Genomic DNA, 21,419 nt, shown 5'->3' on the forward strand with positions numbered 1-21,419 from the left:
CGTAAGTCCTGTAAGTTTTCGGTTTATTCAGTAAAACCTAGATTGAATTATTAAAGCTTAATATACAAATAATCATCATTATATTTTTATTGATGGATGTACCTAAATTGAAATTTGTAAAAACTCAGCGAATTAATAACGAGTAATAAATTTTGCTAATTTATGAATATCACCAAGAAAAAATTGCCAGCAAAAAAAATTCCTAATCCTGAAATATCGCCATATTTGCGCCACTGACAAGCAAAATGCCCGTATTACACCTCATGCTACAGATCAAAACTGAAAACTCTTGGGTGATTGTTGTTTAAAACCATGAAGTTAAGTCTGAGAATGAGTTAAGATCAAATACATTAGGGTTAAAAGTACATCCGAGTCACCAGACTTCCTAGAAATGCCAATGACTACAAGTAGGCAACTAAAACAACCGCAATTAACGCTTATTTTGCAGTACAATTTATTACAGGATGGTAATAAGGAAACACCACCAAGTATTCACCAGGTTAGGAAAAATCCAGAAATGTTTAACTTCTATGAAGTAGAAATGATCTAGCATTGCCTCAAAAGAGATTGAGTTCAACTCCAGGAGTAACCATTGGTTTATAACCCAAAAATTCCTTATATTGACTACCACCACCGAGTCGTTGTGAGATTGGGTTACTAGACACAATACTTCACCAAGCATGAAATTGAACTCTTTAAGGCATTTCTAACCGGGGTAAAACCCAGATTTTCACAAGTTTAACTACGTTGTTTAAAAAGGCAGAAGTAGTACATGCTACACCGCAAGATTTATCAACTGTGTTGCGACGGGCGGGAGGTATGTGTTTTTTTGCGGGATCAGCAACGCTGGATAGAGCGGGCCCGCATTATAGATATAGAGGGTGATCTAGTGACTCTACGCTATGAAACAGACGAAGAAGACGAAGTTTGTTCTTGGGAAGAGATGGTTCGCCTAGAAAGCATTGGCTCGGTAACGCAAAAATTAGCTTCCGTACCACGGGGTAATGTAGAACCTCTCATGACTGAAGATTGTCCTGAATCGGAACGTATCCGTAACCGTTTTACTGACTTGAATCCCGACTAATAACTCTTTGTCTACCCAAAAATTACCATTTAGGGACTAGGGAAAGAAAATTTTAGATTTTAGATTTTAGATTTTGGATTTTGGATTGCAAGTAATTCAAACACAATCCAAAATCCAAAATCCAGCAATCCTAACTCCTATTCAGGATTCTAGATCAGATAAACGTTCAAAGGCAGGACAATAACCTTCCAGGGTAACTTTAAAGTTATACAATGGGGCTGCGGGATTCCAACACCGTTGCCCCCTCTGGTATTTGCACGTACCACAACACTCTAAATCTGACCAGGTATAGGGGTGCTTACTACGGGCTGCATCTAAGCTGTTTTGATTCAGTAGTTCTCGTTGAGACAACCCTCTTAATACCAGTTCTTCCCCTTGCCAACGGGCTTCTATTAAACCAGTATCCGCAAATTGCTGCCAACGCGAATCCTCTGTAATTGCTTCTGGTAGGGTGATTGTAATGACTGTTTCTAATTCCGTTAACTCCCCTTCATAATTAGTTTCTGGGGCGGAAGGTTGTAAAAATGTTTCACCAATGGGCAATTCTACCAAAATTCCCGCTGCTGGGGAATGAAGATGATAACGATTTTGTAACTCGTCTAAACTGGTTAGGTCAGCTAAGTAAGCAGGAGAACCGTGGATAAAAACCACGTGCTGGGGTCGTAAATTATGAATTAATTGAGTTGTTCCTGGTCCATCACTATGTTGAGCCAAAAGATAGCTTTCTATGGTGGTTGCTGCGGGATATTCTGGATTAACTTTGATATCTATTTTTTCTGGCAGGAGAATGAGCCAGGGTCCTGTGTTGGGTTGACAATATTTACTTAAATCCGCTGTGGAGTCAGTGAGGACAATACAAGGTGAACTGCCTAAAGTAGTCAAATCTTCTACTTTTAAGCGTCGCACACGGGGACGTACCCTTTCATCCCAAAATAAAGGTTGATGACGGGCAAAATTCTGAACTGACGCGGGAAGATGGGGTAAAAGTTCTAAATAAGCATCACAACCAGCAGCTACATTACCATCAACCCAAATATCTAAATCTCGGCCAGTAAAATGATGATGAGAACGTAACAACATCAACAATTCTTGACCTAAGCCTAAAGCCGGGGTGGGTAAAATAATAGAACAGTGATCAGCTATGGCGCGGTTAATTCTTTCCGCTAGTTGATTTTCTTGGTTGCGGCGGTGGGGATGACGGGATGTTCCATAACTGCCTTCAATTAACAGAACATCTAAATGTAAACCTCTTAACTCTTCTAAGCGCAACCCATCTACTAGGCGAGAATTGGAGAGGAAAAAATCTCCTGTGTACAGTAGTTTATAATCACGGTGCGGGGTGTGGTAGGTGAGAAGAATAGCCACAGCACCGGGAAGATGACCTGCGGGAAATAATTCCACAACTAAATTTTCTTGTATTTCTATAGGCGATCGCAAAGGTAACGCCTGACAAAAGGAAGGAATTTCTTCCGGTGTTTCTTTCGGCCAATTTAACGGTAATAACTTGCTAGTCACCTCACTAGCATAAATAGGTAACAGAGGAAAAGCTTGATTTAGTGCCAGCAAACCCCTAGCATGATCTGGGTGAGCATGACTAACCAAAACTAAATCTGCTGGTAATGGTGAACTACCCTTTTGTGCTGATTTAGTTATTTCTCTTGTCAGAGATGAAATATCCCCCAAACCGCAATCTAACAAAATGCGGTGGGGACCCATGCGTATTAATAGACAGACACCTTCATCTTCATGCTGAACACTATAGGGCAGACATTCTAATTCATTAGCTGCATCCCCAGGATCAGGACGAGACGATACGGATAGATCATCCCTCATGCGCTCTAACTCTGGTTAATGTGCAGATTAATGTGCAGAACCGTTGCCATGATAGTTGTCTGAATCATAAAAGCCATTTTTTGTACCGAAAAATAAGCACGCAAAGGTAAAGATAACAGTGAATCCTACTAAAATCAGCTTAACATCCATCGGTTTACCCTCGTTGATGAAACTAATTTTTATAGTAATAGTGTGATTATCTATTTGGGCAGAATCGCTAGAAAATCTTTACTTTAGTTGGTAATTGGTAATTGGTAATTGGTAATTGGTGATTGGTGATTGGTGATTGGTGATTGGTGATTGGTAATTGGTAATTGGTAATTGATAATTGGTAATTGGTAATTGGGAAACATAAAATTGATTACCCAGTCACCAGTCACCTGTCACCTTAAAATACAACTTCCTGACCTCGTTCTGTAAAACGGACATCTTTGATGTTCCATTGGGGGTTACTGGTGAGGGTTTTACGGAGACTTCCAAATAAAGCGAACTGTTCACAGCTAGAAAGAGAAACTATTTGCCGCTTGGAATAAGGATCAATTCGTAAATCAATTGTTGCAACTCCATTATCAACATTAACACGATATCCGACTATGCTGAAATCTGCTGTATCCCGTTCCTGTAAGATTTTGCCTACAGCTTCGTTAACTGGTTCGTCGGCTGATACTGAAGTTTGTTTAGAAACATAATCTTGACATTGAGCATCACTTGTGTATAGGGTAACTTGAGTAGTTTTACCAAAAACAGCTTTAGAAGTTGCATCTGGAGAGGGTTGGTTGGAAAATGGTTGAGATGTTGGAGAATTTTGGGGAGTTGGGGAAACTGTATTGTTTGGTGTTGGTGTTGAAGTTGTATTATCAGAAATATCGCTAGAAGTACAACTGCTGATGCCGGTGCCAACTGCTAATAAAATTACGGGTAAAATATATTTTATCTTAGTGTTCATATTAGTGTTCATAAGTAATGTTTTGGGGCTGGATTAACTAGACTAATCTTACTAATTTGTCTATATAGAAAATATAGTTACAAAACTAAGTAAGAGGTTTCTGCAAGTTCTCAGATAGATACATTAACTCTAAAAGCAAATCTGGGACTATTAGCGGAAATTTTTATTTTTATGTAAGCATTCAGCCGTCAGCTATCAGCTATCAGCAAAACTCATAAAAAACACAAATCTCAGCCTGTAAATTTCTCTGCTTAAAGCCTATGTATCTAGTAAAATTATAATTTTATTGGCAGCTAGTCTACTTACATCTCAAAGCTGATTACTGATTACTGATATAGGACTCCTATTTGATTTTTGAACAGAACTCAGTACATACTGAAAGCCTTCTTTCCTGTTCCCTGTTCCCTGCGATGCACTGAGCTTGTCGAAGTGTTCCCTGTTCCCTGCCTCCACGAACAATTCATGAATCAAATCGGATCACTATAGCTGAAGACTTACATTTTTATTAATTATGGAGAAATTTATATAAATGGTACAACCGCGCAAACAATTTGCTCAACATTGGTTAAAAAGTGAAAAGGCTCTTAACGCTATTGTTAAAGCAGCCGACTGTCAAGAAGATGATAGGATTTTGGAAATTGGTCCGGGTACAGGAATTTTAACTAAGCGTTTATTACCTTTAGTTTATTCTTTGGTTGCTGTTGAGATTGATAGAGATTTGTGTAAATTACTGGTAAAACAACTAGGTGAAAGAGAAAATTTTTTACTGCTGCAAGGGGATTTTCTCACTCTTGATGTAGCTTCTCAATTAACAGCTTTTCCTAAGTTTCAAAAGCAAAATAAAGTTGTTGCCAATATTCCCTATAATATTACAGGTCCAATTATTGAAAAGTTACTGGGTACTATTGCTAACCCCAATCCTGAACCTTATGATTCTATTGTGTTACTGATTCAGAAAGAAGTAGCAGAAAGATTATATGCTAAACCAGGTTCAAGAACTTTTGGAGCGTTGTCGGTGCGGGTGCAGTATTTGGCAGATTGTGAGTTGATTTGTACAGTTCCCGCTGGTGCATTTTATCCACCACCAAAAGTTGATTCTGCTGTGGTGCGCTTAGTCCCCCGACAGAGAGAAATTACCGCTAATGACCCCAAAAAGTTGGAAAATCTGGTTAAATTAGGGTTTGGGGCAAAGCGGAAAATGTTAAGAAATAACTTGCAATCGGTAATTGAGCGCGATCGCTTGACCCAATTACTGGAACAATTAAATATTAATCCCCAATCTCGCGCCGAAGACCTCAGCGTTACACAATGGGTATCACTGGTAAATTCAGTGAACAGTGAACAGGTGACAGGTGACAGTGAATAAGCAGGGGGGTAGGGAGCAGGGGGAGGTTAATAACCTAATTACCAATTACCAATTACCAATTACCAATTACCACTTATATGCGTTCTTATAGCTTAATTGCACCTGCGAAAATTAACTTATATTTAGAAATCATCGGCGATCGCCCTGATGGATATCATGAGTTAGCCATGATACTCCAAAGCATTGACCTTGCAGATCAAATTGATTTACACGCTGCAAGTACAGAAGCGATTCGCGTTTATTGTAATCATCCCCAAGTACCTACAGATAACAGTAATTTAGCATACCGAGCCGCTGCACTAATGGCCAAGAAATTTCCTGATGCTTTTAGTAATTTTGGTGGGATTGATATTACTGTGAAAAAAAACATTCCTGTTGCTGCGGGTTTAGCTGGAGGTTCGACAAATGCAGCAGCGGTGTTAGTGGGTATAGATTTGATGTGGAATTTGGGATTAACTCAATCAGAATTAGAAGAATTAGGCGCACAACTCGGTTCAGATGTGCCATTTTGTATTTCTGGGGGAACAGTAATTGCTACTGGTAGAGGTGAAAAACTTTCTCCTTTACCTAGTTTAGATCACATATATATAGTATTAGCTAAATATCGCAGTTTGGAAGTTTCCACAGCTTGGGCTTATAAAACCTATCGGCAAGTATTTGGTAGTACCTATATGACAAATACTGAAGATTTAGCGGCTCGTGCTAGTGCAGTGCATTCGGCAGAAATTGTCAAAGCTATCGTCAATAAAGATGCAGCAGAAATCGCCAACAAAATGCACAATGATTTAGAAAAAGTGGTATTACCTTCTTATTCTCAAGTATTACAATTGCGAGAATTATTTGCTGCTCAAGAAGGAGTTTTAGGCACAATGATGTCAGGTTCTGGACCTTCTGTATTTGCCATTGTGCAATCAAAAGCACAAGCAGAAATAGTTAAGGAAAGGATCAGAGAAGCAATTCCTGATGAGGATTTAGAATTGTTTGTAACTCAGACAATTGGCAATGGGATTCAGATATTAAAGTAAACAGGGAACAGGGAACAGGTGACAGGTGACAGGTGACAGTTAAGAGTTTTTAACAACTACCAATTACCGATTACCAATTACCAATTACCAATGAGCAAATTATGAACGAACCCAAAGTTAAAGAAAAAGAAAAAGAGACTCCCGGACAAGTTCCACCAACACCATTAAGGTGTATAACTGGGGCGACAATTTCGGGAGGAATGGCATTTGCGATGTATTCTTTAATGATAGCGATCGCTACCACTTTTGCTAATAAACCTATTCATTCTGATAACCAAATTGTCCTCAATATCGCCTCCGCTGTTCGTACTTTAGTGGTGGGTGTGGTGGCTTTGGGAACGGGGATATTTGGTATAGTAGCCTTGGGTTTGTTAGCCTTGGCTATACAATTATTAATCCAACAGTTTACAACCTCTAAAAATTGACAATTGTCCATTATTCTGATATTAACAAGAAACAGGGTTTGTTAATTGAGAACGAGATTTGAGAAATTTGAGGTTTGCAGATGCGGAAACCTGAAGTAATTGATTTTGTTTTCTCCAAAGAGTCGGCGATAATTTGTGATGGTGACTAAACTGGCGAGAAAAATGACAAGAATTTTGATAGCCTATTTTGGTAGCAATTTCTTCAATTGTCAAATTCGTACTTTTTAGTAAAGAACACGCTTCGGCCATACGACGTTTAACTATCCAAGTATTAACACTTTTTCCCGTTTGTTTGGATACTTGGTTAGTTAAATAAGCTGGAGAATAGCCAACAGCTTCCGCAACATCTGATAAAGTAATACCTTGGTGATAATGAGCCTCAATATAGTCAAAAACTTTTTGCAGGTGGGAAATCTTAGGGAAGATTAACTCTGAATTTCCTAATGTAGCTGGAAGTTCTGAAACTTTTGGCGAAACTTGATGAGAGTTCTGACTATACCAGGATCTGAGCAAAGATTGTTTTTCTAATCGAATAGAAATTGCTTTTAGCAACTCATCGACAGTAGCAGGTTTACTTAAATAATCATCTGCTCCCAACTCCATTCCTGTTCTCATAGAAGCCTTAGAATTACTTGCTGTGAGAAAAATAAAAGGAATAATTGCTGTGAGAGGATTTTGACGTAGCTGAGTTAAAACACTGTAACCATCCATAACTGGCATGAGCAGATCACAAATTACCAAATCAGGTAAATTTTCTTCTGCTTGCCGAATACCAACTTGACCATTTTCTGCTCCTATCGTAACAAAACCTTCAGCCTCAAGACTGTCTAAGAAGAGATTGCGGGTAATAGCATCATCTTCAATTACAAGAATTGTTTTCGACGATTCGCGTATCATTTTGAAACCAATAAAAGTTGTCAGAGAGAATGATTAATAGCAATTGATAATTGATAATTGATAATTGATAATTGACACAGCAGTTTCGACGTAAATGAAGTACAAATTTACATCACAAAGCCTGACACCAAAAGGATTTCCAAGCTGATAGCTGACTGCTGATAGCTGAAAGCTGCTGTAATTCATCCTGCAAAAGACTCTTGCCCTTTTTTCTATGAAATGGGAAATATGGGAACTGATGGTAGAACTAAGGTAAATGTAGTACCGACACCCACTTGACTAACCATTGTGATTTGACCTCCATATAAATCAACTAGATTTTTGACAATTGATAAGCCTAGTCCTGTTCCCGAAGTATTATCAACATTGCTACCTCGATAAAACGGTTCAAAAAGTCTTTGTTGGTCTATTTCGGGAATACCAATACCTTTATCTTTAACCTGAAACTGTATTTTTTCTTGGTGACAGGAAACAGTTAAGTCCACCACACTACTAGGGGGAGAATATTTAATTGCATTGTCTAGCAAGTTATTCAAAATTGGTTTCAGTATTTTTTGGTCAATCCATACGTCTAAACAGTTGCCTTTACTCTGAAAATTAATATATTTATTACTATCAATGATTACCATTTGTGTAATTAAATCTTGACAAAATTTCACAATATTAACCTTTTGCGGCTCAACTATAATTTGCGCTGATTCTGCTTTAGATAATAATAAAATATTATCTAATACCTGATTGATTTGTTCAACTGCTGTTTGAATGTGTTCAATAAATATTAATTTCTTGTCTGTTTCCCATTTATCTATATGTCGTTTGAGTAAGCTATTGGAAAATGAAATAACATTGAGTGGTGTCCGAAATTCATGGCAGAGTATACCCACAAGATTAGCTCGAATTTTACTGATTTCTTGTGCTTGTTCTAAAGCCTGATGCAATTCCAATTGTGCAAATTTATAATCTGTGATATCAGTAGCCGTAAGGACTTCAACTTCTTGACCATCAAAATCTACCCCTCCATCAAAGCGAGTCATGGCAACATCTAACCATCGTTCTTTACCATCTTTGGTAATAATATTTATCTCCTGATATTCAAATTCCAAGTTAGTTGTTTCTGGAGGTTTAGATGTGCGACTTTTGATAAGTTGGTTAAAATCAAAGTCTGCTAATAGTTCCTTTTTTGTATAACCGGTGAGTAATTCCGCCGCAGAATTGACATAGTAAATTTTTCTACCTTGAATTAGGAAAATACCAGCCTTTGTAGCTTCTAGTAAGGTGCAAAATCTAGACTCTCTGAGTTGCAGTAAGTTATCAATATGTTGAGGTTGAATGTTATTACCTTCCTGTTGTACATTGTTGACATAAAGAAACTGCGCGGTTTCTCCTAAACAAAAAGCAGCCTCTATAGTTTGATTAATGAGAAAATCTGCAATTTTCAACTCCAAGCTTGGCTGTAAATTCCATTTTGAGTTGACTTTTGCTAACCCGGAATCCCCAGAAATCATATCACTATTTACTCCAGAGTCTTAGTTAATAGTATGGATGGTATTAAGTCAATAGTTCAATCAAACTTCAAAATTCATAAACATTGATGATGCTATGAATTTGTCAGTCCGATTGAATTTAGTTCTAATCTTAACAATAAAGAAATCATCATTTCAATTTTGTTGCATATATAAGTGTCAGTTATTCCTAAATTAAGTATTTTTTTGGTGAAAATAAAATACCATAATTTCAATTTTGAACTTTAAAAGAATCCCAGGTAATATTTTTAGTTAACTCCCCCACAAAATTTGTTAAAAATTTGAGAGTCTACTGATAAGACTACATTCTGGAAACTATAAAAAACTTTCATATCAAATGTAATAGATATGGATTTTACCTAGATTATCGAAAAATCGGCTGGAAAACCGGACTTCTTGCAAAGTTTTTGCAGCCGGGTATAAATCCCCATGACAGAAACAGCCTCTTCTGTCTGCGTTAAGTTTCAGAAATTTGCTCAATTGGGAACATTATCTAAGAATGTAATAAATTTACCATAGGAAGGATTTAACTATATCTAAATACGCCAAGTCATCCTTCCTATGGAAGAAATTTCTGTAGAAAAAACCTGTAAGTAACGAAACCTCTTACCAAAGACATATAAATTGTAAATTAAGAATGTGTTGAGGTATACAAAATATAAAATACTGATTCCATCGTCAAAAATCATCCTTAGAAATACAAGCTATCAGAGTGAAGGATCATCAAAAAAATGCAAGAGCGAAAAAATAGACAAATCGATCAAAAAATAGTTCATTTATCCGGTGTGAAACTTTGAGTAGGCTTAATGAAAGAGATAACTTCTGCAAGAGGTTGAATCTGTATTGGTGGTTTTAGCTATATATCTCTTAAACCAGCAGTTACTCTAGCTGGTTCAATCTGCTCCCCAATGCGCATCAAAACAGAGAAAACCCTTGATATATGTTTATAAATTTTTCATCAGCAGGTGTTTGTCTCAGCATGATCTACTACTACTACTTCAAGTGTGCTGAGATTTTTGAAATATGAGGAAAAGCTGCCAAGCTATTGATTGAATTTCATTCACAAATAGGAGTGCATACCATGAGTCAAAACGTTGCTGATTATAATAGACAAATTAATAGGAAAATTAATACTGAACAAGTAGAACAAATAGTCAAGGCAATTATAGCTGGCAAGTATTCCTGGGCTTGTGTGCTGCTGTTGCGTTTTTCTGGACACAACCCTATTGACTATATACCCTACCGTACATATATCAGATTGCTCAAAAATAATTGCCTACTTGGTGGCTCTGGACAAGAGCAAACTGCTACTAAAAAAGAGGTAGAAATGTTTAACCTCAAATCCAGTTGGATTCATTTCTAATCAAACTCTAATTAATCCCAAAAATGAAGCTAGGTGTGGGTTTACTAGAAGTGTTTTCAGGTATTAGATATGTTTGGTAAACCCACATATTTGCACATTCTATTGATAATCGTTGATAATCGTTTCCCATCTCATAACCCAAAGATTAAGATTGAAAAATTCTGTCTTGTCCCAGATAGATTGGGCATAAGTTACTAGGATAAAAACGCAGTAGGGAATTTCTTAACTGTTAACTAATAATTATTAATTCATTCTCATCATGATTTACCCAATTTCTATGTCTAATAGTTCTCTGCAACCCATACTCAGAGAGATTGTATGGCAGAAAAAGCTAGAAGTTGCACAAATGCAACAAGAAATGTCTCTCGCGTCTTTGCAACGTCAATTAACTGCTGCTCCTACTGTTAGAGATTTCTTTACTGCTTTGCAACAGAGTGTTTATAAACCTAGTTTGATCGCAGAGGTTAAAAAAACATTCCCTAATCAAGATGTCGCTACACAAGATTTTGATCCTTTGTCCATAGCTAAATCCTATGAACGTAGTGGAGCAACTTGTATATCTGTTATGACTGATCAAAAGTTTTTTCATGGTGGTTTTGATCATCTGCGGATTATTCGACATCGCATAACATTACCTTTGTTGTGCAAAGATTTTATTCTTGATCCTTGTCAAATTTATTTAGCACGTGCAGCAGGTGCGGATGCAATTTTATTAATTGCTGCTATTCTTACAGATCAACAGATTAATAACTTTTTGCGGGTGATTCACTATTTGGGGATGAATGCTGTAGTTGAAGTTCACAATTTGAGTGAATTAGATCGGGTGATCAAGTTAGAAGATGTCCGCATTATCAGCATTAACAACCGCAGTTTAGAAGATTTTAGTGTTAATATTGGCACTACTCAGCAATTAATGGCAGCTAGGAGAACACATTTACAAAACTTAGGTATTTTGGTTGTCAGTGAATCGGGAATTGAAAGTTCTGCTGATTTATCTCTGATGTCAGATGCAGGTGTGAATGCAGTTTTGATGGGAGATTCTTTACTCAAACAAGAAGATTTAGAAACTGCTGTCAGTAGTTTATTTAAATCCAAAATTCCAATCTATAAAGACTTAGTGAAAAAAGGAGTTTAATAGGTGACTGCGAAAGAAAATTTTAGATTTTAGATTTTAGATTGGAATTGACAAAAATAATCCAAAATCCAAAATCTAAAATAAGTAACTCCTGACTGCTGAATGATTTAATTGATGAAATCTAGACTTTCACTACTTTTACAGTTTGCAAATTTGAATCAACACAACCGCTAATAAATCCCCCTGAAGACTGAATTTTTTGGAGATACTCTAAAGCTGTTTTTGTAATTAATTCCCCAGGCATTAATATCGGTATTCCTGGGGGATATGGACATATATTTTCTGCACAAATTCTATTTACTGTTTTCTCTAAAGGTAGGGTTTCACTATCAGCAAAAAAAGCCTCACGAGGCGAAATGCAGAAAACATGGTCAATTATAGCATCGTTACTATATTTACATATTTTGTACCGACTTGTCAATTGTGGTATCTGAGTTAATTTTTTAAACCCTTGTACTAATTCACCAATATCTGATTTATTGTTACCTAAGCTAATAATAAAAGTGAGATTTTGTAAGGATGAAAATTCTGGAGTTACACCCATTTCATTGAGCATATCTTCAGCATCAAAACCTGTTATTTCTAAGTTAGCAACATTTACAGTTAACCGGGTTTTATCCAACTCAAAAAAGCCCCCATTTTTAAGGGGGGTTGGGGGTATCTCTAAAACTGATAAACCTGGAATTTTACTAATTTCAATTCTTGCAATTTCCGCTAACTGCAAAGTTTGAAACATCAAAATTTCCCCATTAACTGCCATTTGTTGACGTGCAGCATCAAGAGAAGCTAAAAGAATAAAACTTGGACTTGTAGATTGAACTAATTGTAATGCTTTATTTAATCTATCAATATTAATTCTATTTCCTTGAATATGTAACATTGATGCTTGAGTCATTGCACCCAATGTTTTATGAATAGATTGTATTGTTAAATCTGCACCTGCGGTTAAAGCTGATGTGGGTAAATGTGGATGAAAATGAAAATGTGCGCCATGTGCTTCATCTACAATTAAAGGAATATTATATTGATGGGTAATTTGGGCAATACTTTTTAAATCTCCACACACACCGTAATAAGTTGGGTAAACCATTAACACAGCTTTAGCATCAGGATGTTGAGCTAAAGTTGCTTTTAAATCTTCCGGTTTAATACTATGGGCAATATCTAAATTTTCATCATATTCAGGATTGATAAAAATAGGAATTGCACCAGAAAGAATTAAAGCAGAAATCACAGAAAAATGGACATTTCTGGGCATAATTATTTTATCATTTACTCCGCAAGTAGCGATAATTGCGGCTTCAATGCCACAGGTAGAACCATTAACTAAAAAATAGGTTTTTTCCGCACCAAAAGCTGCTGCGGCTAATTCTTGTGCGGCTAAAATTGCGCTTTCAGGAGTGAATAAATTATCTAATTCGGCTAATTCTGTTAAATCAGCACGGAAGACATCTTTACCGATTAAATCGGTTAAAATTGGGGAAATTCCTGCACCGCGTTTGTGTCCAGGGGTGTAAAATGGTGCATGGGGACGGGAGATGGAAGTTTTGAGAGCATCAATGAGGGGGGTTTGGTTTTGGTTGAGCATTTTTGGGTTAATTTAGCGTTTAAGTTTCAAGGTAAAAAGTGATCAATTATCGCATATAATTAATTAATAGACTATATTAGGTTCTGATTAAACTCTATGCAGACTAAATTTACAACAGAAGAAGAAGTAACTTTTTTTGAGGAAGAAGAAGATCAGGAAATTGAGCCTGAATCTCAGAGTAACTTAATTCCTGAATTAAAGCAAATTAAAGAAATAGTTGTTTCTGGTAGTGATTGGACAACAGCAACAATACTTGATCAACTTGTTCGGGATAATATCCAATTAACTCCAAGATTTCAAAGACGAGATGCTTGGGATATAACTCGTAAAAGTAGATTTATCGAATCACTAATACTTGGATTTCCAGTACCACAAATAGTATTAGCTGTTAAGCCAAAAGAAAAAGGTAAATTTATCGTTCTTGATGGTAAACAAAGATTGTTAACTATTCTTCAATTTTATGGTAGAAGTGAAGATACTCCAAATAATGCTTTTGCTTTAAAAAATTTAGAGTTTAGACGTGATCTAATTGGACAAAAATATGAAGATTTAAGAAGTGATTTGTTTTTGAGTAGAGATGTTGATGATCTTGATAACCAGACTATCCGTACTATAGTTCTGCGAAATATAAAAAGTGAAAATTTCCTTTATAAGATTTTTCTGCGTTTGAATGTACAAAGTACACCTTTATCCGCACAAGAACTTAGACAAGCATTGCATCCTGGTTCGTTTATTAATTTCTTAGATGATCAATCAATTAAAAGTCAGGCTCTTAAAAAAATATTCAGATCACCAAATCCTGATTTTCGGATGCGAGATGTTGAATTACTATTACGTTACATAGGATTTCATTATTTTATATCTGAATATCGTGGAAATCTCAAAGCATTTCTTGATATGACTTGTGAAAATCTTAATAAAGATTGGGAAAAAATACATGATGATGTTGAAAATGCAGTTAATCAATTCGAGGAAGCAGTCGAAACAACTGTTAATATATTTGGAGAAAAAAACTTTTCTCGTATGTGGTTAAGCAGCGACAAGAAATATAGAAGAAACTTTAATAGAGCAATTTTAGATGTGATGGTGTTTTATTTTTCAGACGAAATCATAAGGCAATCTGCTGAACGAAATAAAGATAAAGTTCAGGAGGCTTTTAAAAAAATATGTTCATCAAACAACAGATTTAGAGAAGGTGTTGAAGGAACAACCAAGAACATTCGAGAAACTTACAATCGTTTGAGATTGTGGGGTGAAAGTCTATTAACAGTTTTAGATGTAGATTTTAACCTACCTGAACTTGTTGATAATCGGATAATTTTTAACGGGTTGAGGTAGGGTATTTATATAATATTATGCCAAAATCTGCTAGATTTAGGATTTTAACCAGGGAGTTAAATAGGTTAAAAAAGCAATTTCTACCTAAAATTAGTCCTATCGGTTTATATTCTGATAGACAGTTAGCGAGAACTCTGGCATATAGAGTTTTAGCTCATGCTGAAATTGAATCTTACTTGGAAGATAGAGCTTGGGAAGTTGCTCAAGATGCTAAAAAAGCTTGGGATAACTCAGGTGAAACTCGTTTAACTTTAATAAGTTTATTAGCATTCTCTGGTCAAATGATGGAAATACCTCCTGAAACACTGACACCAACTAAAGGAAATAAAAAGGTTTCATTAGATAAAATCAAGTTAAGTAAAAAAATAGATTCAGCAATCAAAAGTTTTAAGTGGGTTATTGATAATAATCATGGAGTCAAAGAAGCCAATATTTTGGCATTATTATTACCCATAGGGATAGATAGTGATGATTTAGATCCAGCGTGGCTTGCTATTATGGATACATTTGGTAAAGAAAGAGGGATTGTTGCACATACATCAGCTACATCATACATGACTGTTCAATTACCAGATCCGGCAACTGAACTAAATACGGTACTGCAAATTACTCAAGATCTTTTAAAAATTGATGAATTAATTAATACTTTAATGCAGTAAAATGTAAAATGTAATCACTAGAAAAAAAACAGGAAAAATGATATTCAAAGACATCAAATCTATCAAGCAAACACTATTCATCGGTATCAAATTCATCTCCATACCCTTAATTACTGCGGGAATGGGATTAGAAATATGGAACATCGAAACAATCACAACTAACAACCAATTACCAAATATATTAAATCCTGTTTTAATCCTTGCTCACATTGCCCTATCAGCGCATTTTGTTGAAGGAATCATCGCCGCTTTTTATGCACCTGCTCAAAATCATAACCCCATTAAATATGCAATTTATACATTTTTTGTTGGGACAGTTGGGTTATTAGAATTGTGGGAAAATCTTGATCCTTAAAATTTGAGTATAACCATTTAGGAAGATGCCAATAAATTAAGGTATCATCTAGCTTGGGAAAGTCCCATCATGCCAAAATGACTATGACTTATCCCTGTGCCATTTCCATACCCGAACCCCAAACCCTACCAAAACCCGAACCACCCCCACAACCAAACATTCCTCCTGCGTTCCCAGAACCAGTTCCCGAACCAGTTCCCGGACCTATTCCCCAACCCATACCCCAACCCATACCGCAAACAGTACCAGGACCAATTCCCCAAACCATCCCGAAACCTGTTTGAATTATTCTATAATTGCAATTCAACATCTAGAAATCTAAAATGCTAAGAGCCGGAATAGTCGGACTTCCCAACGTCGGAAAATCAACCTTATTTAACGCTGTAGTCGCTAATGCTAAAGCTGAAGCTGCTAACTTTCCTTTTTGTACCATTGAACCGAATGTCGGCGTTGTCGCAGTACCGGATGACCGGTTAAATGTTCTCGCCAAACTTGCCAATTCTGAACAAATTATACCTGCGCGTGTGGAATTTGTGGATATTGCTGGTTTGGTAAAAGGTGCAAGTCAAGGTGAAGGTTTGGGAAATCAATTTTTATCCCACATCCGCGAAGTTGATGCCATAGTTCATGTTGTGCGTTGTTTTGAAAATGATGATATCATTCATGTTGCCGGTTCTGTGGACCCAGTGCGAGATATTGAAACTATTAATTTAGAACTGGGTTTATCAGATTTAGCGCAAATTGAAAGACGCATTGAACGCACCCGTAAACAAGCACGCACCAGTAAAGATGCACAATTTGAAATTACTGTTTTGGAAAAATTAGCAGCAGCTTTAAATGAAGGTAAATCAGTCCGTCAAGTCAGTTTAAATGAAGAAGAAGCCGCCATTATTAAAGGCTTAGGACTACTTACAAATAAACCCATTATTTATGCTGCTAATGTTTCTGAAGATGACTTAGCAACGGGTAATAAATTTGTGGAAAAAGTGCGAGAAGTTGCATCACAAGAAAATGCTCAAGTTGTGATTGTTTCTGCACAAGTGGAAGCGGAATTAGTAGAATTGCCAGAAGAAGATAAAGCCGATTTTCTGGAATCTTTAGGTGTAAAAGAAGGCGGTTTAAAATCTTTAATTCGTGCTACTTATACTCTATTAGGTTTGCGGACATATTTCACTTCTGGTCCGAAAGAAACCCGTGCTTGGACTATTAATGCTGGAATGTCTGCACCTCAAGCAGCAGGTGTGATTCACTCTGATTTTGAACGGGGTTTTATTCGTGCAGAAACCGTTGCTTATGATGATTTAGTCACTCATGGTTCAATGAATGCTGCAAAGGAAAAAGGGTTAGTAAGAAGTGAAGGAAAGGAATATATTGTTAAAGAAGGGGATGTAATGTTATTCCGATTTAATGTTTAGGTAAAGAGGTGATAGGTGACAGGTGACAGGTGACAGATGAAATTCAGATCCCTGACTTCTCAAAATAGAATAATAAAAGAAGTCGGGGATCTCAATCTTCAAAATTAAAATTACGCATTATCAATTATCAATTATCAATTATCAATTATCAATTATCAATTATCAATTATCAATTATCAATTATCAATTATCAATTATTTTACGCAATACTGCCTCGTTTTCTCGCTTCTTTGTAAGAAATACCAATATTTTTTATACCAGCTTTAATCATTTCTCTTTCTAAAAGCGCAAAAAAATGGTTTCTATCGCCACCTCGAACTACAGCTTGATTATGCGCTTCCGCAATTGCCACAGGATAACCGTATCCTTTTTGTACTTGTGCTAACATTAAGCCTAATGCTTGATCTAACATTTGAGAATTATTTGCTACCCAAGCAGGAAACTCGATCCGGGAAATTTCCGTACCTACGTGAACATAACAAAAATAAATTGTTTGTTCTTCATAAAGTTGTAAAATCCTGTTATTACTGCGCCATAAGGGTCCTCTTTGTCCTGGTTTTAGTTGGGTTGTCCATAAAGTTGTGTCTCGTAAGTTTTCAAATTTTTTACATGGTACATGATCTAGTTGATCAGGGCAATAACTGATACAGTCAGGGACAGGGTAGGGACAAGCTAACAAGCGTAAAAAGTTTGTAGATTCCAGGTTACGGGCGGCGCTAAGATAACCAATGATGGGTATTTCAGCTTTGTGTAATTGTTTCCATGCTTCCAAAATCGGGGGTAAAATGCGATCGCGTGCATCCATCGGTAATTGATCTAAAAACCAGTATATTAACGAACCATCTACCATTGCTAAAGCGGGAATCTCGGTTTTTACACTACAAGCTAGTTCAGATAATACCGTAATTTCCGAAGCTGTGCGGCGGTTACTCATCCATTCTTCGGTTCTTAAACCCCACTGACGAGCGATATATAAATCTTCTGGCTTATAAAATACTTCTGGTAAACTATCTAAAAGTGGGTGTTTATTTTGACCATAATGTAAAACAACTCTGCCAATATTTAATAAGTAACAATAGGCAATTTCATGATGGTTAGGGGCAATTTGTGAACCATCAGTAGCGATAACAGTATGAACTTTAGGAGGTACAGGAATATCAATACAAGTTTCTAAAGGTTCGATGGGTGTAGCATTAGCAAAAAGAATGCGATCGCGCCATTTTTCTTGACGTTTCATTAACTCTTGTTGACATTTACAAGCTTGTTTTAAATGTTCTTTTGCTAACTCTAAACGGCGGTTACTTTCAGCAACTTCTGCGGAAAGATGCTGACTTAAACCTTGCATTTGTCCCGCTATTTTTGTTAAATCTAGCATAATTGGTGATTAGTGATTGGTGATTGGTGATTGGTGATTGGTGATTGGTGATTGGTGATTGGTGATTGGTGATATTTATTTTTACTCCTGACTTCTGAACTACTATTATCTTCTTACTGTCACCTGTCACCTGTCACCTGTCACCTGTCACCTGATAACTAATATTTACCAATGAGAAAAATCTTGAGAAAATTGATCCAGTGAAATTACCCGAATCCGATTATCATTTTGTCCTGCTTCCCGTTCTGGTTGAGTATTATAACCCCAATCTGCTAAAAATAGTTGCACATCCTTTAAATCAGATTGCTGTTTAACTAACTCTAAGGTTTTGAGTCTATCTTCCACAAACCATAAACGCACGGGTTTACTCTCAGCTTTTGCAATTAATTCTCGCAAAGTCTGGTATTTTGGGCGTTTTACTTCCTTACCAAAAATCGCTGTATCTGGTAAATTAACACCTTCTTGTTGTAACAATTGCTTAACAAAACGCCCTTCTTTAGTGGTTACAATATATAGTTTTACTCCACTTGCAAGAGTTATCTTTAATTTTTCTATCACTCCCGGATAGAATTTATGCAAACTTAACCAACCATCTAAATCTGTCTCTATCCATTTATCCCGCAAACCATCTAGTTTTTTCATAATTTCTTTAGCTTCTAGATGATCTGCTGTTAAAATTGCTGGGGTAATATTTACCCAATCTTGTAAAATTTTATCATCAGAAAAACCATTAATTAAAGCTTTAATTAAAACAGGCATTTCCCAACCAGTTTCAATTACAGGACGTAAACGATAAAATCTTAAAGCTAAATCATCTGGTGGTGTATCGTTAGCAGATGTCCAAATTTGACAATAGGTACGCCATGCTACCTCAAAATATTCAATTAGTCCATCGCAAATCACTCCATCAAAGTCTAAGGCTAAAATTGTAGGACTATTTACTGTCATTGTTTTGAGGTGAAAAACTGCTGTTTTCAGCTTACCTGAATTGGCAATAATTTTCTGTATCAGTTATCAATAGCGAACAGTTATCCGTCAGCTTTTTACATTAAAACTTTCTACCTCCTGCTAACTAGACCTAACGCAAATTTAACAAATCTTAATTAATCAAATTGAATTTGTTTCTTATTCCGTTTTAATTGCTTCCAAAGCAAATGTATTTGTTTGTAAGCTTCCTCTGGAGAAATTTTACCACCAGTTTGTAAATTACAAATGTAGTTGACTCGTTGTGAAAACTCTTGCAGATGTCCATTGAATAATAAATATTCTTCCTTTAACTGACCATGATAGGGATGACGAGGATACAAAAAATCACATAATTCACAGAGGAAATCAGAGTTAGTATTCATAGGGATTTATGCAGGATAAGGTAACAAATTTTTACATTAAGATGCTAGATATTGAGAGGATGTCTGAAAACTTAGACAAGGAGAAGGTTTTCCCCCCTGCCTTCTGCCTCCTGCTTTAAGAAAATGCCCACAGTTAAATGCTATTAACCGCAGGCTGAAAATATGACTAGCTGATGTTGAGCAAACATTCACAATTTACGATTCAGTTATTTTGCTAACCTTGGGGAGATAGATTGAGTTAACAACATAGATTGTAGATGGTAAAGTTGCCAAAAAATTAATATTTGTTCCCCAACTGGTTGAGGATAGAAATAATGAAAAAAATGATGTCCTTTCGGGTATTGCCAGAGATGATCTTCAGGTTTTAAATATTTTGACCATTCCTGTAAAGTCGATGGATCAACAACATGATCATTATTGCTACCACAGACCATCATCGGCATAGAAACACCTCCTTTTGGTAAATCAACTAACTTAAATAAAGAGTGTGATAATGGAGTTTGATCCAAATCTTTATCTAAGGCTGTCATTAACTTTTTAGTCGTGTGATGAGGTTGTTTTCCAAAGAGATGGCGGACTGTATTTGCTAATATTTGTTCACGACTGATAGGAAACATTTCTCTTTGGACATAATAGTGAGTGTGCCAAGTATGTGCAGGTTGAGCGGCCACTGCTAATAAAGTGAGCGATCGCACTTTTTCGGGATAACGACGAGCAAAAATTAAAGCCAACGCACCACCAGCACCATGACCAGCTAAATGAACAGAATCATTTTTATCTGTCAAAAATTTATTGAGCAAATTCACAGCTTCATCTATAGAACTACCTTCATCTTTTTGAGTATGGTACTCCCATTGAGCCACCGTCATATACTTAGATAAGTATTTTAATAACGGTTGATCAAACCTTGTCAAAGCCGGGCTAGAACTTAACCACAAAACATCAACAATATCAGACATAAATATGCTCATAGAATAGGATAGAGGATAGAAAAGAAGGTGTAGGTAAAGAGATGAGTAAAATACCCACACCATGATTAAGCGACAACTGACAGGTGAATAATTACAAACAGAATCTTCATAAGTATTTAGCTATCAGTAATCAGTAATCAGCTTTAATCTATAAATAGATAGGTTTTTCAACCTCTTGCTGATAGCTGACGGCTGATGGCTGAATGCTTACGAATCTTCTACAAACCAAATTCAGTTTTTAACTGAGTCACCCAAGCCTTAATACGTTCATCAGTTAAATCAGACTGGTTATCTTCATCCAATGCCAAACCGACAAACTTACCATTTTTCACAGCCTTAGATTCATTAAAATCATAACCATCCTTTGTCCAATAACCCACAGTTTTACCACCAAGCTCAGAAATTTTTTCTTCTAAAATACCCATTGCATCCTGAAAATTATCCGCATAACCAATCTGATCACCAGTACCGAAATAGGCAACTAATTTTCCTGAGAAATTGATAGTATCCAATTCCGGTAAAAAGCCCTCCCAATCACTTTGAAGTTCGCCAATATTCCAAGTAGGACAACCAATAATCAGGCATTGATAATCATCAAAATCAGCAGCATCAGCTTGGGAAATATCCTGGATAGTCACTACATCATCACCAAACTCATCCCGAATTATTTCCGCAGCAGATTCAGTGTTACCTGTTTGAGTACCGTAAAACAAACCAATTTTTTTCGACATTTTCACACCCCAAAAATTACTAACAACTTAGAAAAATAAAC

Annotated in this window: 23 protein-coding genes; 12 read left to right on the forward strand and 11 right to left on the reverse strand. The window is 36.3% G+C overall.

The genetic code is table 11. The annotated features are described in order from the left end of the window. The first annotated feature begins 397 nt into the window (after window positions 1-397). Window positions 398-550 carry a hypothetical protein gene (locus tag K2F26_RS03440; protein ID WP_220612031.1) on the forward strand — a complete coding sequence of 51 codons (153 nt, stop codon included), beginning with the start codon at window positions 398-400 and terminating at the stop codon, window positions 548-550. Between the two features lie 222 nt (window positions 551-772). Then, window positions 773-1,084: a DUF6679 family protein gene (locus K2F26_RS03445; protein WP_096571619.1), complete on the forward strand. Its 312-nt coding sequence runs from the start codon at window positions 773-775 to the stop codon at window positions 1,082-1,084. A 141-nt stretch (window positions 1,085-1,225) separates the two neighbouring features. Here K2F26_RS03445 and K2F26_RS03450 read toward each other — a convergent pair whose 3' ends face one another. From K2F26_RS03450 to K2F26_RS03455, 3 genes are all read right to left on the reverse strand, one after another. Next, on the reverse strand, window positions 1,226-2,917 hold the full coding sequence (locus K2F26_RS03450; protein ID WP_220610360.1) for an MBL fold metallo-hydrolase: 1,692 nt from the start codon (window positions 2,915-2,917) through the stop codon (window positions 1,226-1,228). A gap of 27 nt (window positions 2,918-2,944) precedes the next feature. Continuing rightward, complete coding sequence (locus K2F26_RS25520; protein ID WP_096572821.1) at window positions 2,945-3,067, reverse strand: DUF8629 family protein; 123 nt, start codon at window positions 3,065-3,067, stop codon at window positions 2,945-2,947. A 238-nt stretch (window positions 3,068-3,305) separates the two neighbouring features. After that, window positions 3,306-3,863: a GerMN domain-containing protein gene (locus K2F26_RS03455; protein ID WP_220610361.1), complete on the reverse strand. Its 558-nt coding sequence runs from the start codon at window positions 3,861-3,863 to the stop codon at window positions 3,306-3,308. Window positions 3,864-4,392: 529 nt separating this feature from the next. On the opposite strand from K2F26_RS03455, the gene rsmA reads away from it, so the two are divergent. The 3 genes from rsmA (at window position 4,393) to K2F26_RS03470 (ending at window position 6,679) form a co-directional block, all read left to right on the forward strand. Continuing rightward, window positions 4,393-5,229 carry a 16S rRNA (adenine(1518)-N(6)/adenine(1519)-N(6))-dimethyltransferase RsmA gene (gene rsmA, locus K2F26_RS03460; protein WP_220610362.1) on the forward strand — a complete coding sequence of 279 codons (837 nt, stop codon included), beginning with the start codon at window positions 4,393-4,395 and terminating at the stop codon, window positions 5,227-5,229. A 77-nt stretch (window positions 5,230-5,306) separates the two neighbouring features. Then, on the forward strand, window positions 5,307-6,254 hold the full coding sequence (ispE, locus tag K2F26_RS03465) for a 4-(cytidine 5'-diphospho)-2-C-methyl-D-erythritol kinase (protein WP_220610363.1): 948 nt from the start codon (window positions 5,307-5,309) through the stop codon (window positions 6,252-6,254). A gap of 101 nt (window positions 6,255-6,355) precedes the next feature. Beyond that, window positions 6,356-6,679 carry a DUF3082 domain-containing protein gene (locus tag K2F26_RS03470; RefSeq protein ID WP_220610364.1) on the forward strand — a complete coding sequence of 108 codons (324 nt, stop codon included), beginning with the start codon at window positions 6,356-6,358 and terminating at the stop codon, window positions 6,677-6,679. Window positions 6,680-6,700: 21 nt separating this feature from the next. On the opposite strand, the gene K2F26_RS03475 is transcribed toward K2F26_RS03470, so the two are convergent. Continuing rightward, window positions 6,701-7,576: a response regulator transcription factor gene (locus K2F26_RS03475; protein ID WP_220610365.1), complete on the reverse strand. Its 876-nt coding sequence runs from the start codon at window positions 7,574-7,576 to the stop codon at window positions 6,701-6,703. Window positions 7,577-7,788: 212 nt separating this feature from the next. After that, window positions 7,789-9,081 (reverse strand): PAS domain-containing sensor histidine kinase, encoded by a 1,293-nt coding sequence (locus tag K2F26_RS03480; protein ID WP_220610366.1) that lies wholly within the window; start codon window positions 9,079-9,081, stop codon window positions 7,789-7,791. 1,099 nt (window positions 9,082-10,180) lie between these two features. On the opposite strand from K2F26_RS03480, the gene K2F26_RS03485 reads away from it, so the two are divergent. Together K2F26_RS03485 and trpC are read left to right on the forward strand one after the other, a co-directional pair. Then, window positions 10,181-10,462, forward strand: a complete 282-nt coding sequence (locus K2F26_RS03485; protein ID WP_220610367.1) for a HetP family heterocyst commitment protein — start codon at window positions 10,181-10,183, stop codon at window positions 10,460-10,462. Window positions 10,463-10,721: 259 nt separating this feature from the next. Further along, on the forward strand, window positions 10,722-11,597 hold the full coding sequence (trpC, locus tag K2F26_RS03490) for an indole-3-glycerol phosphate synthase TrpC (RefSeq protein WP_220610368.1): 876 nt from the start codon (window positions 10,722-10,724) through the stop codon (window positions 11,595-11,597). 121 nt (window positions 11,598-11,718) lie between these two features. On the opposite strand, the gene K2F26_RS03495 is transcribed toward trpC, so the two are convergent. After that, window positions 11,719-13,185 (reverse strand): aminotransferase class I/II-fold pyridoxal phosphate-dependent enzyme, encoded by a 1,467-nt coding sequence (locus tag K2F26_RS03495; RefSeq protein ID WP_220610369.1) that lies wholly within the window; start codon window positions 13,183-13,185, stop codon window positions 11,719-11,721. Window positions 13,186-13,281: 96 nt separating this feature from the next. On the opposite strand from K2F26_RS03495, the gene K2F26_RS03500 reads away from it, so the two are divergent. The 5 genes from K2F26_RS03500 (at window position 13,282) to ychF (ending at window position 16,952) form a co-directional block, all read left to right on the forward strand. Next, a complete protein-coding gene (locus tag K2F26_RS03500) occupies window positions 13,282-14,523 on the forward strand; it encodes a DUF262 domain-containing protein (protein WP_220610370.1) in 1,242 nt (413 codons plus the stop codon). Window positions 14,524-14,540: 17 nt separating this feature from the next. Further along, window positions 14,541-15,182 (forward strand): HEPN domain-containing protein, encoded by a 642-nt coding sequence (locus K2F26_RS03505; protein ID WP_220610371.1) that lies wholly within the window; start codon window positions 14,541-14,543, stop codon window positions 15,180-15,182. A 37-nt stretch (window positions 15,183-15,219) separates the two neighbouring features. Then, the gene (locus tag K2F26_RS03510; RefSeq protein WP_220610372.1) at window positions 15,220-15,537 is read left to right on the forward strand and encodes a hypothetical protein; all 318 of its coding nucleotides are present in this window, start codon (window positions 15,220-15,222) and stop codon (window positions 15,535-15,537) included. Window positions 15,538-15,620: 83 nt separating this feature from the next. Continuing rightward, entirely contained in the window at window positions 15,621-15,821 is a 201-nt protein-coding gene (locus K2F26_RS24570; RefSeq protein WP_246605590.1) for a hypothetical protein, read from the forward strand. A 39-nt stretch (window positions 15,822-15,860) separates the two neighbouring features. Next, window positions 15,861-16,952, forward strand: a complete 1,092-nt coding sequence (gene ychF, locus K2F26_RS03520) for a redox-regulated ATPase YchF (protein WP_220610374.1) — start codon at window positions 15,861-15,863, stop codon at window positions 16,950-16,952. A gap of 199 nt (window positions 16,953-17,151) precedes the next feature. On the opposite strand, the gene K2F26_RS03525 is transcribed toward ychF, so the two are convergent. From K2F26_RS03525 to fldA, 5 genes are all read right to left on the reverse strand, one after another. Next, window positions 17,152-18,327, reverse strand: a complete 1,176-nt coding sequence (locus tag K2F26_RS03525; RefSeq protein ID WP_220610375.1) for a DNA double-strand break repair nuclease NurA — start codon at window positions 18,325-18,327, stop codon at window positions 17,152-17,154. Between the two features lie 165 nt (window positions 18,328-18,492). Beyond that, a complete protein-coding gene (locus K2F26_RS03530) occupies window positions 18,493-19,275 on the reverse strand; it encodes an HAD family hydrolase (protein WP_220610376.1) in 783 nt (260 codons plus the stop codon). Window positions 19,276-19,430: 155 nt separating this feature from the next. Then, the gene (locus K2F26_RS03535) at window positions 19,431-19,676 is read right to left on the reverse strand and encodes a DUF7219 family protein (protein ID WP_194055229.1); all 246 of its coding nucleotides are present in this window, start codon (window positions 19,674-19,676) and stop codon (window positions 19,431-19,433) included. Between the two features lie 206 nt (window positions 19,677-19,882). Next, window positions 19,883-20,635, reverse strand: coding sequence for an alpha/beta fold hydrolase (locus K2F26_RS03540; protein ID WP_220610377.1), 753 nt, complete (start codon window positions 20,633-20,635; stop codon window positions 19,883-19,885). A 230-nt stretch (window positions 20,636-20,865) separates the two neighbouring features. Beyond that, the gene (gene fldA / locus K2F26_RS03545) at window positions 20,866-21,378 is read right to left on the reverse strand and encodes a flavodoxin FldA (RefSeq protein ID WP_220610378.1); all 513 of its coding nucleotides are present in this window, start codon (window positions 21,376-21,378) and stop codon (window positions 20,866-20,868) included. Window positions 21,379-21,419: the final 41 nt, after the last annotated feature.

Origin of the sequence: Sphaerospermopsis torques-reginae ITEP-024 (assembly GCF_019598945.1) — a bacterium.
In the GTDB taxonomy this organism is placed as follows: Bacteria; Cyanobacteriota; Cyanobacteriia; order Cyanobacteriales; family Nostocaceae; genus Sphaerospermopsis.

Coding starts and splice junctions, on each gene's coding strand:
- K2F26_RS03455 (WP_220610361.1), bottom strand. CDS start 3,863: ATGAACACTAAGATAAAATATATTTTACCCGTAATTTTATTAGCAGTT.
- K2F26_RS03470 (WP_220610364.1), top strand. CDS start 6,356: ATGAACGAACCCAAAGTTAAAGAAAAAGAAAAAGAGACTCCCGGACAA.
- ispE (WP_220610363.1), top strand. CDS start 5,307: ATGCGTTCTTATAGCTTAATTGCACCTGCGAAAATTAACTTATATTTA.
- K2F26_RS03530 (WP_220610376.1), bottom strand. CDS start 19,275: ATGACAGTAAATAGTCCTACAATTTTAGCCTTAGACTTTGATGGAGTG.
- K2F26_RS03535 (WP_194055229.1), bottom strand. CDS start 19,676: ATGAATACTAACTCTGATTTCCTCTGTGAATTATGTGATTTTTTGTAT.
- K2F26_RS03485 (WP_220610367.1), top strand. CDS start 10,181: ATGAGTCAAAACGTTGCTGATTATAATAGACAAATTAATAGGAAAATT.
- ychF (WP_220610374.1), top strand. CDS start 15,861: ATGCTAAGAGCCGGAATAGTCGGACTTCCCAACGTCGGAAAATCAACC.
- trpC (WP_220610368.1), top strand. CDS start 10,722: ATGATTTACCCAATTTCTATGTCTAATAGTTCTCTGCAACCCATACTC.
- fldA (WP_220610378.1), bottom strand. CDS start 21,378: ATGTCGAAAAAAATTGGTTTGTTTTACGGTACTCAAACAGGTAACACT.
- rsmA (WP_220610362.1), top strand. CDS start 4,393: ATGGTACAACCGCGCAAACAATTTGCTCAACATTGGTTAAAAAGTGAA.
- K2F26_RS03540 (WP_220610377.1), bottom strand. CDS start 20,635: ATGTCTGATATTGTTGATGTTTTGTGGTTAAGTTCTAGCCCGGCTTTG.
- K2F26_RS03500 (WP_220610370.1), top strand. CDS start 13,282: ATGCAGACTAAATTTACAACAGAAGAAGAAGTAACTTTTTTTGAGGAA.
- K2F26_RS03495 (WP_220610369.1), bottom strand. CDS start 13,185: ATGCTCAACCAAAACCAAACCCCCCTCATTGATGCTCTCAAAACTTCC.
- K2F26_RS03475 (WP_220610365.1), bottom strand. CDS start 7,576: ATGATACGCGAATCGTCGAAAACAATTCTTGTAATTGAAGATGATGCT.
- K2F26_RS03440 (WP_220612031.1), top strand. CDS start 398: ATGACTACAAGTAGGCAACTAAAACAACCGCAATTAACGCTTATTTTG.
- K2F26_RS03525 (WP_220610375.1), bottom strand. CDS start 18,327: ATGCTAGATTTAACAAAAATAGCGGGACAAATGCAAGGTTTAAGTCAG.
- K2F26_RS03450 (WP_220610360.1), bottom strand. CDS start 2,917: ATGAGGGATGATCTATCCGTATCGTCTCGTCCTGATCCTGGGGATGCA.
- K2F26_RS03510 (WP_220610372.1), top strand. CDS start 15,220: ATGATATTCAAAGACATCAAATCTATCAAGCAAACACTATTCATCGGT.
- K2F26_RS03480 (WP_220610366.1), bottom strand. CDS start 9,081: ATGATTTCTGGGGATTCCGGGTTAGCAAAAGTCAACTCAAAATGGAAT.
- K2F26_RS24570 (WP_246605590.1), top strand. CDS start 15,621: ATGACTTATCCCTGTGCCATTTCCATACCCGAACCCCAAACCCTACCA.
- K2F26_RS03445 (WP_096571619.1), top strand. CDS start 773: ATGCTACACCGCAAGATTTATCAACTGTGTTGCGACGGGCGGGAGGTA.
- K2F26_RS25520 (WP_096572821.1), bottom strand. CDS start 3,067: ATGGATGTTAAGCTGATTTTAGTAGGATTCACTGTTATCTTTACCTTT.
- K2F26_RS03505 (WP_220610371.1), top strand. CDS start 14,541: ATGCCAAAATCTGCTAGATTTAGGATTTTAACCAGGGAGTTAAATAGG.